This window comes from Geomonas agri, assembly GCF_020179605.1.
GTDB classification, from domain to species: domain Bacteria; phylum Desulfobacterota; class Desulfuromonadia; order Geobacterales; family Geobacteraceae; genus Geomonas; species Geomonas agri.
On record NZ_JAINZO010000002.1, the window covers coordinates 1,400,146 to 1,413,371 of the forward strand.

The 13,226-nt window shown below is 63.8% G+C and carries 11 protein-coding genes; all 11 read left to right on the top strand.

Going from position 1 to position 13,226, the window contains the following annotated elements:
- Positions 1–13: 13 nt before the first annotated feature.
- The 11 genes from K7R21_RS17480 to ftsA all read left to right on the top strand — a co-directional run bounded on the left by K7R21_RS17480 (position 14) and on the right by ftsA (position 13,205).
- Positions 14–1,528: a UDP-N-acetylmuramoyl-L-alanyl-D-glutamate--2,6-diaminopimelate ligase gene (locus K7R21_RS17480; RefSeq protein ID WP_224984552.1), complete on the top strand. Its 1,515-nt coding sequence runs from the start codon at positions 14–16 to the stop codon at positions 1,526–1,528.
- Positions 1,529–1,646: 118 nt separating this feature from the next.
- Complete coding sequence (locus K7R21_RS17485) at positions 1,647–3,056, top strand: UDP-N-acetylmuramoyl-tripeptide--D-alanyl-D-alanine ligase (protein ID WP_224984553.1); 1,410 nt, start codon at positions 1,647–1,649, stop codon at positions 3,054–3,056.
- Positions 3,056–4,132, top strand: coding sequence for a phospho-N-acetylmuramoyl-pentapeptide-transferase (gene mraY, locus K7R21_RS17490; RefSeq protein WP_217286196.1), 1,077 nt, complete (start codon positions 3,056–3,058; stop codon positions 4,130–4,132). Before K7R21_RS17485 ends, mraY begins: the two co-directional genes overlap by 1 nt.
- Before the next feature lie 16 nt (positions 4,133–4,148).
- Positions 4,149–5,510 carry a UDP-N-acetylmuramoyl-L-alanine--D-glutamate ligase gene (gene murD, locus K7R21_RS17495; protein ID WP_224984554.1) on the top strand — a complete coding sequence of 454 codons (1,362 nt, stop codon included), beginning with the start codon at positions 4,149–4,151 and terminating at the stop codon, positions 5,508–5,510.
- A gap of 20 nt (positions 5,511–5,530) precedes the next feature.
- The gene (ftsW, locus tag K7R21_RS17500) at positions 5,531–6,610 is read left to right on the top strand and encodes a putative lipid II flippase FtsW (RefSeq protein WP_224984920.1); all 1,080 of its coding nucleotides are present in this window, start codon (positions 5,531–5,533) and stop codon (positions 6,608–6,610) included.
- The gene (gene murG, locus K7R21_RS17505) at positions 6,607–7,692 is read left to right on the top strand and encodes an undecaprenyldiphospho-muramoylpentapeptide beta-N-acetylglucosaminyltransferase (protein WP_224984555.1); all 1,086 of its coding nucleotides are present in this window, start codon (positions 6,607–6,609) and stop codon (positions 7,690–7,692) included. The genes ftsW and murG overlap by 4 nt, the downstream gene beginning before the upstream one ends.
- A gap of 110 nt (positions 7,693–7,802) precedes the next feature.
- Positions 7,803–9,188, top strand: a complete 1,386-nt coding sequence (gene murC / locus K7R21_RS17510) for a UDP-N-acetylmuramate--L-alanine ligase (RefSeq protein ID WP_224984556.1) — start codon at positions 7,803–7,805, stop codon at positions 9,186–9,188.
- Entirely contained in the window at positions 9,185–10,090 is a 906-nt protein-coding gene (murB, locus tag K7R21_RS17515) for a UDP-N-acetylmuramate dehydrogenase (protein WP_224984557.1), read from the top strand. The genes murC and murB overlap by 4 nt, the downstream gene beginning before the upstream one ends.
- Positions 10,091–10,116: 26 nt before the next feature.
- Positions 10,117–11,034, top strand: a complete 918-nt coding sequence (locus tag K7R21_RS17520; RefSeq protein WP_224984558.1) for a D-alanine--D-alanine ligase — start codon at positions 10,117–10,119, stop codon at positions 11,032–11,034.
- 93 nt (positions 11,035–11,127) lie between these two features.
- On the top strand, positions 11,128–11,952 hold the full coding sequence (locus tag K7R21_RS17525; protein WP_224984559.1) for a cell division protein FtsQ/DivIB: 825 nt from the start codon (positions 11,128–11,130) through the stop codon (positions 11,950–11,952).
- A gap of 14 nt (positions 11,953–11,966) precedes the next feature.
- Positions 11,967–13,205 (top strand): cell division protein FtsA, encoded by a 1,239-nt coding sequence (gene ftsA / locus K7R21_RS17530; protein WP_199396566.1) that lies wholly within the window; start codon positions 11,967–11,969, stop codon positions 13,203–13,205.
- The last annotated feature ends 21 nt before the right edge of the window (positions 13,206–13,226 follow it).

Consider the following 13,226-nt stretch of genomic DNA (forward strand, 5'->3'; position numbering starts at 1 on the left):
CCATGGGGGAAGTATGGAACTGAGACAGCTTTTGGCTTGTGTCCCGGGCGCCAAGGTGACCGGGGACGACGCCATCGAGATAAAGTCGCTCTGCTACGACTCGCGGCAGGTGACGCCAGGCGCGCTCTTCTTCGCCCTGCGCGGGGTGAAGAGCGACGGAACAGAATTCGTGGCATCCGCTGTAAAGGGGGGGGCGGTCGCAATTATTGCGGACCGCCCCTGCGCCGTTGCCGGGGTTACCTGCGTCGAGGTTCCGGACGCGCGCCGCGCCATGAGCCTCATGGCCGCCGTCTTCTACGGCACCCCGACCGGCGGCATCCCGCTGGTGGGTATCACCGGCACCAACGGCAAGACCACCACCACCTACCTGGTCGAGGGGATCATGGAGCGCGCCGGTATTCCAGCGGCGGTGCTCGGCACCATCAGCTACCGCTTCGGTGACACCAACATCCCGGCCCCCAACACAACGCCGGAATCGGTGGACCTGCAGCGCATCCTGAGGGAACTGGTAGACCAGGGGGCGAAGGGCGCGGTAATGGAAGTCTCCTCCCACTCGCTGGAGCAGCGCCGGGCCGACGGCTGCGTCTTCGACGTGGCCATCTTCACCAACCTGACCCGCGACCACCTCGACTATCACGTGGACATGGAGTCTTACTACCAGAGTAAGCTCCGGCTCTTCACCGACCTGCTGACGCCCAACGTGCACAAGCCGCTGCGGCGTGCCGTGGTGAACCTGGATGACCCGTACGGGGCGCGCATAGCGGCCGACTCCGCGGCACCGGTCTTGACCTACGCCGTGAACGGCCCGGCTGACCTGAGCGTCGCGGAGGCGAACTTCTCGGTGCACGGCATTCGCTGCCGCCTGAAGTCGCCGGTGGGCGAGATCAACATCAACTCCGACCTGCTGGGCCGCTTCAACCTCTACAACATGCTGGGTGCCGTGGGGGCAGGACTTGCCCTGGGCATCTCCAAGGAAGCGATCGTGGCCGGCATCGAGGGGCACAAGAAGGTGCCGGGCCGCCTGGAGCGGGTGCCCAACGACCAGGGGATCATCGTGCTGGTCGACTACGCCCACACCGGCGACGCCCTGGAGAACGTCCTCTCCACCATAGCCGAATTGAAGACGGACCGGATCATCACCCTCTTCGGGTGCGGCGGCGACCGCGACAAAGGTAAGCGCCCGGTGATGGGCGAGATCGCGGCCCGCTACAGCGACCTCGCCATCGTCACCTCGGATAACCCGCGTACCGAGGATCCGCAGGCGATCTTGGCGGACGTCCGGGCCGGCATCCCGGCGGGGATGAAAGAATACAGCCTGGAGGAGTTGGAGGGGGGCTTGCGCGAGAAGGGCTTCGCCACCATCGAATCGCGGCGCACCGCGGTGCGCACCGCCATCCTGGCCGCACGCCCGGGCGACATTGTGCTCCTGGCGGGGAAAGGCCACGAGGATTACCAGATCGTGGGCACCGAGAAGTTCCACTTCGACGACCGGGAAGAGGCGGCCGCCGCCCTGAAGCTGAGGGTGTAAAAAAAGGTTTCCTTTTCCCTTGTTTTGCGGCACATTACTTGTTTTGCTTCGTGTCTGACAAAGGCGAAAATAAGGGCGTTGGAATACGCCCGGCAGCATAAAGGAAACAGAGACTTAGATGGCGATGTTCACGCTGAAAGAAATAGCCGAGGCGACCGGGGGCAGGATGATCGGGGAGGCGCAGACCGTGGTGTCGGGCGTATCCACCGACTCGCGCCAGGTTGCCCCGGGAGAGCTGTTCGTTCCGCTCGTGGGAGAGCGTTTCGACGGCCACGACTTCATCGCCGCAGCGGCGGGGCGCGGGGTGACCGCGTTCCTCATGGCCGAAAGCTGGCACGCCGGGCACGGCCTCCCCGCTGGCGCCTGTGCCGTTCTTGTTAAAGACACCCTGCACGCTTTGGGTGACCTGGCAGGCTGGCACCGCCGCCGCTTCGACCTCAAGGTGGTCGCGGTGACCGGCAGCAACGGCAAGACCACCACCAAGGAGATGCTGGCTCGCATCCTGGCCCAGACCGGCCCCGGCTTGAAGACCGAGGGGAACCTGAACAACCTGATTGGCCTGCCGCTCACCCTGTTCCGCTTGACGGGCCGCGAGCGCTGGGCCGTGGTCGAGATCGGCATGAGTGAGTTCGGTGAGATCGACCGCCTGGCCGAGATTGCCGAGCCGCAGGTGGGCATCATCACCAACGCCTTCCCCGCTCACCTGGAGACCCTGGGGAGCGTCGAGGGCGTGGCGCGCGCCAAGGGGGAGCTCTTCCTCCGTTTGAAGGAGGGTGCGGTGGCGGTCTACAACGTGGATGATCCCCTCGTATCCGCCTGCCCGACCCACCTGAACGTCACCCGGCTCACCTTCGGCCTGCGCGGCGCCGAGGTCTCCTCCGCATCCATCAAGAGCCTGGGCAAAGAGGGGGAGAGCTTCACGCTGCGGCTTCCCGACGGCGAGGAGCAGGTGGCCCTGAAGGCCTACGGCCGGCACAACATCTACAATGCCCTGGCCGCGGCTGCCGCGGCGCACGCCCTTGGCGTGCCCGGCCCGGTGATCCGCCAGGGGCTCGAGGAATTCACCCCCTACGACAAGCGCTTCCAGCTTGAGGACGTGGCCGGCGTGACCCTCATCGACGACAGCTACAACGCCAACCCCGCATCCATGGCGGCCGCCCTCACCACCTTGAAGGATGTGGCCGGTGGTGCGAGAACCGCTGCGGTTCTGGGCGACATGCTGGAACTGGGTCTCGGCACCGAGGAGGCGCACCGGGAGCTCGGCCGCAAGGCGGCGGCGACCGTCGAGCGGCTCTACCTTTTGGGGGAACTGGCAAGGGAAGTCGCAACGGGCGCGCTGGAGGCGGGGTTCCCCGCCGAGCGGATCCTCCACGCGGCGAGCCACGAGGAACTTTCCGCCGCACTCACCGCTTGGCTCGAGCCCGGCGACTGCGTCCTCTTCAAGGGATCGCGCGGCATGAAGATGGACAAGGTGGCAACGGCGGTAAAAGAGGCGCTGGCACCCACGAGACAAGGGGGGCATGACTGATGCTGTACCATCTGCTATATCCGCTCGCCTCGGACTACAAGCTTTTCAACGTCTTCAAATACCTGACCTTCCGCACCATCTACGCCATGATCACGGCGCTGGTACTCTCCTTTATCGTGGGGCCCTGGGTGGTCAGGAAGCTGGAGGGGCTGCAGGCGCGCCAGGTAATCCGCACCGACGGTCCCGAGTCGCACCTGAAGAAGCAGGGGACCCCCACCATGGGCGGGGTGCTGATCCTGGTCTGTATCATCGTGCCTACCCTGTTGTGGGCCGACCTGAAAAACGTCTTCATCTGGCTCACCCTGCTCATCATCGCCGGTTACGGCGTGCTCGGCTTCGTGGACGACTACAAGAAGGTGGTCGAGAAGAACCCCAAGGGGCTCTCTCCGCGCCAGAAGATGTTCTGGCAGGTGATCCTGGCCGGCGGCGTCGGCATCTTCCTCTACAACCTCCCCGGCTTCTCCACCGAACTGTACTTCCCTTTCTTCAAGAGGCTGCACCCGGAACTGGGCATCCTCTTCATCCCGTTCGTGACCCTGGTCATCGTAGGTGCCAGCAACGCGGTCAACCTGACCGACGGCCTGGACGGCCTGGCCATCGGCCCGGTGGCCATCAACGCGGCCACGTACATGCTGTTCTGCTACATCGCCGGTAACGCACGGCTCTCCGGCTACCTGCAGATCCCCTACGTCCCGGGGGGCGGGGAACTGGCCGTCCTGTGCGGCGCAATGGTGGGCGCGGGTCTTGGTTTCCTCTGGTACAACAGTTACCCGGCCGAGGTCTTCATGGGCGACGTCGGCTCGCTGTCGCTGGGGGGCGGGCTGGGAACCCTGGCGGTGCTCACCAAGCAGGAGATCCTGCTGGTCATAGTCGGCGGCGTGTTCGTCGTCGAGGCGCTGTCGGTAATTTTCCAGGTGGGATCCTACAAGTATCGCGGCAAGCGGATCTTCCGCATGGCGCCCATCCATCATCATTTTGAATTGAAGGGGGTGGCCGAGCCGAAGATCATCGTCCGGTTCTGGATCATCACCATCATCCTGGCGCTGGTCGCCATCTCGACCCTGAAGATGCGCTAGAGATAAAGAAGGTCACATGGAATTAAAGGATAAGAAAATACTGGTAGTGGGCCTGGCGAAGACCGGCGTCGCCGTGACCCGCTTCCTGGCGGAGCGCGGGGCCCTGGTGACCGTGACCGACATGCGCGACGACGAGGCCCTGCAGGACGTCCTGGCGGAACTCTCCGGCCTTGACCTGTGCCTGGAACTCGGGCGCCACGTCCCCTACAGCTTCCTGATGGCTGACCTGATCGTGGTCTCCCCCGGCGTCCCCATGGACATCAAGCCGCTGGAGATGGCCCGCGCCCAGAAACGCCGCGTGGTAAGCGAGGTGGAACTCGCCTCCTGGTTCATCGAGGCACCTATGGTCGCCATCACCGGTACCAACGGTAAGACCACCACGACCACCCTCACCGGCGAGATCTTCAAGGGATGCGGCTTCGACACCTTCGTCGGCGGCAACATCGGCAACCCACTCATCGAGCTCGCCATGAGTGGTGAGCGGGTCGAGCGCGTCGTGGTCGAGCTTTCCTCCTTCCAACTCGAGGGGATCGAGAGTTTCCGCCCGCACGTCGCGGTGCTTTTGAACCTGACCGAGGACCACCTGGACCGCTACCACAGCTTCCAGGAGTACATCGACGCCAAGCTGCGCATCTTCGAAAACCAGGGGCCGGACGACTTCGCCGTGCTGAACATCGACGACCCGCTGGTCGCCGCCTGCGCCTCGAAGCTCAAGGCGCGGCTCTTCCCCATGAGCCGCTTCCACGAGCTCGAGGAAGGGATCAGCTACCGCGACGGCTTCATCACCTTCGCCCACGACGGCAAGGTGCTCCGCTTCGGCACCGACGGCTTCAGGCTCAAAGGCGTGCACAACTTGGACAACATCATGGCCAGCATGGCGTCCACCCTGCTCATGCGTTGCGACGGCGACTGCGCCTACGGGACCGTGAAGAATTTCAAAGGGCTGCCGCATCGCATGGAGTTCGTCGAGGAAGTGAACGGCGTCGCCTACTACGAGGACAGCAAGGGGACCAACGTCGGCAGCGTGGTCAAGTCCCTGGAGAGCTTCGATTCCGGCATCACCCTGATCGCCGGCGGCAAGGACAAGGGCGGCTCTTATGAACCGCTGGCCCAGCTGGTATCGCAGCGGGTCAGCCACCTGGTCCTCATCGGCGAGGCGCGCGAGCGCATGCACCAGGCGCTGGGCAATCTCACCGACACCCATTTCGCGGACACCCTGGAAGGGGCGGTTGAGACCGCCCGTAAGCTCACCCAGCCCGGCGGCGTGGTCCTCTTCTCGCCGGCCTGTTCCAGCTTCGACATGTTCAAGAACTACGAGGAGCGCGCCGAGCGCTTCAAGGCGGCGGTACGCGTGGCCAAGGAGGCGGAAGGGAAGTGAAGCGGCTGGAGGGGTACGACATGATCGTGCTGATGATGGCGGTGATCCTCACCTGTTTCGGTGTGGTCATGGTCTACTCCGCGTCCTCCGTGATGGCCGCCAAGAAATTCCACGACGGTTTCTTCTTCCTGAAACGGCAGTCCCTGTACGCCCTGATCGGCTTCATCGGTATGGGGCTCGCCATGCACATCGACTACCACGTCTGGAAGAAGTGGGCCGTGCCGCTCTTTTTGGGCACCTTCTTCCTGCTCATTTTGGTGTTCGTACCGGGCATCGGCGGGACCGCCAAGGGCGCCTCGCGCTGGATCAGGCTCCCCGGCTTCAACTTCCAGCCCTCCGAACTCGCCAAGGTGGCGCTGATCATGTACATGGCCTACTCGCTGGAGAAGCGCCAGGAAAAGTTGAAACAGTTCATGTCCGGCTTCTTCCCGTACATGCTGATCCTCGGGGTCTTCATCGCCATCCTGCTGGCGCAGCACGACATGGGGGCGGCGCTCACCATGCTGGTGGTGGCCATCGTCATGCTCTTCGCGGCCGGCACCAAGGTGCAGTACATCCTGGGGATGGGGCTCGTGGCGCTGCCCGGCATCTGCTACCTGGTCTTCACCAAGGCCTACCGCATGCGGCGCATCACCGCTTTCCTTGATCCCTGGCAGGATCCCACTGACGCCGGGTTCCAGATCATCCAGTCCTGGCTGGCCCTTGGCACCGGGGGCTTCTTCGGGCAGGGGCTCGGCGAAGGAAAGCAGAAACTGTTCTACCTCCCGGAAGCGCATACCGACTTCATCCTTTCCGTGCTCGGCGAGGAGATGGGGTTCATCGGGGTGATCGTGATCGCCTCGATGTTCCTGTTGCTGGTGCAGAGAAGCATCCGGGTCGCCATCGCCGCCGAGGACAGCTTCGGACGTTTCCTTGCCTTCGGCATCGCCACGCTGCTCGGCCTGGAGGCCTTCATTAACATGTCCGTCGTCACGGGACTGCTCCCCACCAAGGGGATCGCGCTCCCGTTTCTTAGCTACGGTGGCAGTTCGTTGATCATTTCGCTGTGCGCGGTAGGCGTGCTTCTCAACGTCTCCACCAGGATGAGGGGGACGCCATGAGGCTGATTATCGCGGGAGGCGGCACCGGGGGGCATCTCTTCCCGGGCATAGCGGTGGCCGAGGAATTCCTGGCCCGCGGCCCGGAGAACGAGGTTCTTTTCGTGGGGACCGAGCGCGGCATAGAGGCGCGCCTGCTCCCCAAGCTTGGCTACAAGCTGGAACTGATCTCCGCCAGCGGCATGAAGGGGATGGGTACCGTCAAGAAACTGCTGAGCGCCGGGCGGCTGCTCTACGGCTACTCGCAGTCGAGGAAGATCCTGAAGACCTTCAAGCCCGACCTGGTGCTCGGAGTCGGCGGCTACGCCTCGGCCCCGATGCTCCTCGCCGCGCGCGGCATGGGGGTCAGAACCTTCATCCACGAGCAGAACGCCGCCCCCGGTCTCACCAACAAGGTGCTGAGCCGGGTGGTCGACGGGATCTTCATCTCCATGGAGGAGGCGGCCGGCTTCTTCCCGGGCCGGATCACCCAGATGACCGGCAACCCGATTCGCAAGGAGATCCTCTGGAGCTTCCAGGAGCAGCACGCCAAGACCACGGGCGACATCTTCAGCCTCTTGGTCTTCGGCGGCAGTGCCGGTGCCCAGCGCATCAACAGCGCCATGCTCGAGGCGCTCCCGCACCTGGAGCAGGTGAAGCCGAAGCTGCGCATCACGCACCAGACCGGGGAAAAGGACGTGGCGCGGGTGCGCGAGGGATACCAGGCCCAGGGCGTCCAGGCGCAGGTGCTCTCCTTTATCGACAACATGTCCGCGGCCTACGGCGCCGCCGACCTGGTGATCTGCCGGGCCGGAGCGACCACCATCGCCGAGGTGACCGCCTGCGGCAAGGGTTGCATCTTCATCCCGTATCCGTTTGCGGCCGACGACCACCAGAGGAAGAACGCTGAGTCGCTGGTGAATCGCGATGCGGGGCGGATGATCCTGGAAGAGGACTTGACCGGGATGCACCTGGCCGCCGAGATCCTCAACCTGATGAATCACCCGGAGCAGGTGGCTGAACTGGAGAAAAACGCCAGGTCCCTGGCCCAGCTCGATGCCGCCCAGGCCATCGTCGCGGCCATGGTTATGAAGCAAGCAGATTGAAGTTAAGGCCAAGGTTGAGAACAACCTGAAATGAATAAATCGGTGGCGGGTCAAAGTGTGGGGATGTTCTTCTTAACCTCAACCTTAACCTGCTCCCGAAGGGAGCAACAGTGTACGGAAAGATAGAGCGGATACATTTTGTCGGCATTGGCGGCATCGGTATGAGCGGGATTGCGGAGGTGCTGCTGAACCTTGGCTACAAGGTCTCGGGCTCCGACCTGCGCAGCTCGGATACCACGCAGCGCCTTGAAACCCTCGGGGGCGAGATCTTCATCGGCCACGCCGCCGAAAACGTGGCCCAGGCTGACGTAGTGGTCATCTCCAGCGCCGTGCACGAGGACAACCCCGAGGTGGTCGAGGCACACCTGAAGCTGATTCCGGTGATCCCGCGTGCGGAGATGCTCGCCGAACTGATGCGCATGAAGTATGGCGTGGCGGTGGCCGGCACCCACGGCAAGACCACTACCACTTCCATGGTGGCGACGCTCCTGGCCAAGGGGGGCATCGACCCGACCATGGTGATCGGCGGCAGGCTCAACTCGCTCGGGACCAACGCCCGCCTCGGGCAGGGGCAGTTCCTGGTGGCCGAGGCGGACGAGTCCGACGGCTCCTTCCTGCTCCTCTCTCCGACCATCGCCGTGGTGACCAACATCGACGCCGACCACCTCGACTTCTACAGCGGCATCGAGGAGATCAAGGACACCTTCGTCGAGTTCATCAACAAGGTGCCTTTCTACGGCCTGGCCGTACTCTGCCTGGATAACGGCAACATCGCCGACATCCTGCCGCGCGTGAAGAAGCGCTTCACCAGCTACGGCCTGTCGGCCCAGGCGGATTTCCGCGCCACCGACGTGCGCCTCTCCGGCTTCTCCACCAGCTTCGTGGCCCACCACAAGGGGGTCCGGCTGGGCGAGATCACCTTCTCCATGCCCGGGGCGCACAACGTACTCAACGCCCTGGCCTCCATTGCGGTGGCCATGGAGCTGGACATTCCGTTCGAGACCATCCAGGAAGGCTTCAAGGCCTTCGGCGGCGTCGGGCGCCGCTTCTCCCTGAAAGGGGAGGTGAACGGCATCATGGTGGTCGACGATTACGGTCACCACCCGACCGAGATCAAGGCGACCCTGGCCGCGGCCAAGGCCGGCTTCGCGGAGAACCGCCTGGTGGTCGTGTTCCAGCCGCACCGCTACTCGCGCACCAAGGAGCTCTTCGAGGATTTCGTCAAGGCGTTCCACGATGCCGACGTGCTGATCCTCACCGACATCTACGCGGCCGGCGAGGCCCCCATCGAGGGGATCACCGCCGAGTCGCTCGCGGCGCGGGTCAGAAGGCACGGCCAGAAGGACGTCACCTGGATCCCGGAGCGCGACAAGCTCTGCGAACACCTGGAGCGGGTGCTCGCCCCGGGCGACATCCTGCTCACCCTCGGCGCCGGCAACGTCTGGCAGGTGGGTGAGAGCATGCTGGAGCGTCTGAAGGCGGCGGGGGAGAAGTGACCTGGTCCCGGGCCGATCTGGAGCAGGTAGCGCAAGGGACGAGGGGGACCGTCCTGTGGGACGAGCCCATGTCCCGGCACACCTCGCTCAGGGTTGGCGGCCCGGTGGATCTCTACCTGGAGCCGGCGGACCTCGATGACCTGGAGCGGGCCCTGGGGCAGATCCGGTCGGCAGGGATACCCTTCCTGGTCATCGGAGGCGGCTACAACCTCCTGGTTCGCGACGGCGGCATCCGGGGGTGCGCGGTCTCGGTGAAAGGGTTCAACACCATGGAGCCGCAGCCGGGGGCGCGACTCGAAGTTGGCGCCGGGGTAACCAACCAAGCCCTCACCCGCTATGCCGCGCAACAGTGCCTGGGAGGGATCGAGTTTCTGAGCGCGATCCCCGGAAGCTTTGGCGGCGCGCTTACCATGAACGCCGGTGCCCACGGCGGTGAGAGCATGCAGCGGGTCGAGTTGCTGACCACGCTGCGGGAGACTGGGGTGCTGGTGCGGAAACGGGACGAACTGGAATACGGCTATCGGTTCCTGAAACTGGAGCCGGGCGAGATCGTGCTGGGGGCGCGGCTGAGACTGGAGCCTGTCGAGCGCCGCCTGATCGAGGAGAGCATCCAGGAGTACATCACCAAGCGCGGCGGCCAGCGAGTCGGTTTCCCCAACGCTGGTTCCTTCTTCAAGAACCCCGCCGGCGCGAGCGCCTGGAAGCTGATCGACGCAGCAGGGTTGCGCGGCTGGATGATCGGGGGAGCCCAGGTCTCCGAGGTGCACACCAACTTCCTGGTGAACAAGGGTGGCGCCACTGCCGCCGACTTCCTGGCTCTGGCGGAGTTGATCAAGCTCCGGGTGAAGGAGAGCGCAGGGGTCGAGCTGGAAGAAGAAGTAAGAATAGTCGGCGAGGGATAGCCGTAAAAGAAAGAGGATGTAACGCGATGACCGCAGCGGAACTGAAAACCAAGAAGATCGCCGTGCTGATGGGGGGCCTTTCCGCCGAACGCGAGGTGTCCCTTAACTCCGGCAAGGCCGTACTCGCCTCGCTCACGCGCCAGGGCTTCAACGCCGTCGGCATCGATGTCGGGCGCGACCTGGCCCAGCGCCTCGCGGAAGAGAAGGTGGAGCTTGCCTTCATCGCCCTGCACGGCCGCTTCGGCGAAGACGGTTCGGTCCAGGGACTCCTGGAACTGATGGCGATTCCCTATACCGGTTCCGGCGTGCTCGCCTCGGCCCTCGCAATCGACAAGGTTGCCGCCAAGGTGATGTTTGCCGCCGCCGGGTTGAAGCTCGCCCCCTACCAGGTGCTGCGCCGTGGCGAGAACCTGAAACTCGCCAATCCGCTCCCGGTGGTGGTGAAGCCTTCCAAGGAAGGCTCCTCGGTCGGCGTCAGCATCGTGAAAGAGCCGGGACAGATGGACAAGGCACTGGCGGAAGCGTTCCGCTACGACTCCGAGATCCTGGTCGAAGCTTTCATCAGCGGCAAGGAAGTCCAGGTCGGCATCCTCGACGGCTGCGCCATGGGCGCCATCGAGATCGTCCCGAAGAACGAGTTCTACGACTACGAGGCCAAGTACACCGACGGCGGTGCGGAGCACATCCTCCCGGCCCGCCTGCCGGAGAACGTGTACCAGGCGGTCCTGAAGGAAGGCGAGAAGGCCCACGCCGCTCTCGGGTGCGACTGCTACAGCCGCGTCGACTTCCTGGTCAACGAAGCCGGTGAGTGCTACCTCCTCGAGGTGAACACCCTGCCGGGCATGACCGACCTGAGCCTGCTGCCGGAGATCGCACGCGGCTCGGATATCGATTTCGATCAATTGGTGGTGCGCATTCTCCAGGCGGCATCGCTCAAGATCTGATGCTTTGAAGTCCCGATTCACCCTGTAGTCTTAGTCTGGTTCTTAGCCGGATGCTATTTTTTGCATTGAAATTCAATCGAGACGGTAACTGCCATGCGCGATCTACACGCCAAAAAACAGAGAGTGCCCCACAACAGGGTCAAGAAGCCGCCCAAGGAGCGTAAGCCCATCAACTGGGGCCCCATCCTCAAGTGGCTCTCCCGGGGGATCGGCGTCTCCGCCGTCTGCGCCATCGCCGGATTCGGTGGCTGGAAGGGGTACCACCTTGTCTCGCGCACCACGCTGCTCCGCCTGGAAACGATCGAGGTGTCGCCGCTCAAGAAGGTGTCCCGCGAGGAGATCGTCACGCTGGCCGGGGTCCGGCCCGGAGACTCCATGATCGGGCTCGACCTGAAGACCATCATGGCAAGGCTCTCCAAGGACCCGTGGCTGGAGCAGGTACAGGTGCGGCGCTACTTCCCGCACACGCTGTCCATCACCGCTTCGGAAAGGACCCCGCAGGCCGTGGCCAACGTCGGCTGCCTCTACTACCTGGATGATAAGGGCGTGCTGTTCAAGTCCCTCTCCGAGGGGGACCGGCTCGACTACCCGCTCATCACCGGCATAACCGAGGAGGACCTGTCCCAGGACCCGAAGGGGAGCCAGGATGCACTGAAGAGCGCGCTGCAACTGATCGGCACCCTGAAGTCCGGCAGTGTGTTCAGCCTGGCGGATATCTCGGAGATTCATTACAGCAAGGGGTACGGCTTCACCCTGTTCACCATGCAGGGGGGCGTTCCGGTGAAACTGGGCAATGGCGACTTCAGCGAGAAGCTCGCGCGCCTATCCAACATCTACCGCGATCTCAAACCGCAGATGCATGCATTGGATTACATAGACCTCGATTACATCGACAAAATCATAGTTAAAAAAGTGTAGGAAAAGGGGGGAGCATGTCCGCAACCAGAAGGGATAACCTGATCGTCGGCCTTGATATAGGCACAACCAAGATCTGCGCCATCGTCGGCAACGTCACCGAGGACGGTATCGACATCGTCGGTATCGGCACCAGCCCGTCCAAGGGGCTCAGAAAAGGTGTCGTGATCAACATCGAGAGCACCGTCTCCGCGATCAAGAAGGCGATCGAGGAGGCCGAGCTGATGGCCGGCTGCGAGATCAAGTCGGTCTACGCCGGTATCGCGGGTGGCCACATCAAGGGCTTCAACTCCCAGGGTGTCATCGCCATCAAGAACCGCGAGGTGTCCCCCGAGGACGTGAAGCGCGTGATCGAGGCCGCCAAGGCCATCGCCATCCCGATGGACCGCGAAGTGATCCACATCCTCCCCCAGGAATTCATCATCGACGACCAGGACGGCATCCGCGAGCCGCTGGGGATGAGCGGCGTCAGGCTGGAGGCCAAGGTGCACATCGTCACCGGCGCCGTCGCCAGTGCCCAGAACATCGTCAAGTCTTGCAACCGCGCCGGGCTTGAGGTCGCCGACATCGTCCTCGAACAGCTCTCCTCCTCCGAGGCCGTCCTCTCCGCCGACGAGAAGGAACTGGGCGTCGCGCTGGTGGACATCGGCGGCGGCACCACCGACATCGCCATCTTCGTGGACGGCGCCATCAAGCACACCTCCGTGCTCTCCCTGGGCGGCAACCACCTCACCAACGACATCGCCGTCGGCCTCAGGACCCCCATGGCCGAAGCCGAGCGTATCAAGCAGAAGTACGGCTGCTGCCTCTCCTCGTTGGTCGGCAAGGACGAGACCATCGAGGTCCCCAGCGTGGGCGGTCGCAAGCCGCGCATCCTCTCCCGCCAGCTCCTCTGCGAAATCCTCGAGCCGCGCGTCGAGGAGATCTTCACCCTGGTGAACCGCGAGATCGTGAAGAGCGGCCTCGAGGACATGATCGCCTCGGGCGTCGTCATCACCGGCGGCTCCACCATCTTGGAAGGGATGCCGGAACTGGCCGAGCAGATCTTCAATCTCCCGGTGCGTCGCGGCCTGCCGCAGCGCATTGGCGGCCTCACCGACGTCGTGAATTCACCGGTTTACGCCACCGGCGTGGGCCTGGTGGTCTACGGCTCCAAGAATGTCGGTGTGCACGAGTTCCCGACCCAGCAAAGTGACGAGACGGTGTTCCGCCGGGTGAGCCGCAGGATGAAGGAGTGGTTTGGCGAGTTCTTCTAAAAAAACACAACATATAGTGTT

Coding starts and splice junctions, on each gene's coding strand:
- K7R21_RS17480 (WP_224984552.1), top strand. CDS start 14: ATGGAACTGAGACAGCTTTTGGCTTGTGTCCCGGGCGCCAAGGTGACC.
- K7R21_RS17485 (WP_224984553.1), top strand. CDS start 1,647: ATGGCGATGTTCACGCTGAAAGAAATAGCCGAGGCGACCGGGGGCAGG.
- mraY (WP_217286196.1), top strand. CDS start 3,056: ATGCTGTACCATCTGCTATATCCGCTCGCCTCGGACTACAAGCTTTTC.
- murD (WP_224984554.1), top strand. CDS start 4,149: ATGGAATTAAAGGATAAGAAAATACTGGTAGTGGGCCTGGCGAAGACC.
- ftsW (WP_224984920.1), top strand. CDS start 5,531: ATGATCGTGCTGATGATGGCGGTGATCCTCACCTGTTTCGGTGTGGTC.
- murG (WP_224984555.1), top strand. CDS start 6,607: ATGAGGCTGATTATCGCGGGAGGCGGCACCGGGGGGCATCTCTTCCCG.
- K7R21_RS17520 (WP_224984558.1), top strand. CDS start 10,117: ATGACCGCAGCGGAACTGAAAACCAAGAAGATCGCCGTGCTGATGGGG.
- K7R21_RS17525 (WP_224984559.1), top strand. CDS start 11,128: ATGCGCGATCTACACGCCAAAAAACAGAGAGTGCCCCACAACAGGGTC.
- ftsA (WP_199396566.1), top strand. CDS start 11,967: ATGTCCGCAACCAGAAGGGATAACCTGATCGTCGGCCTTGATATAGGC.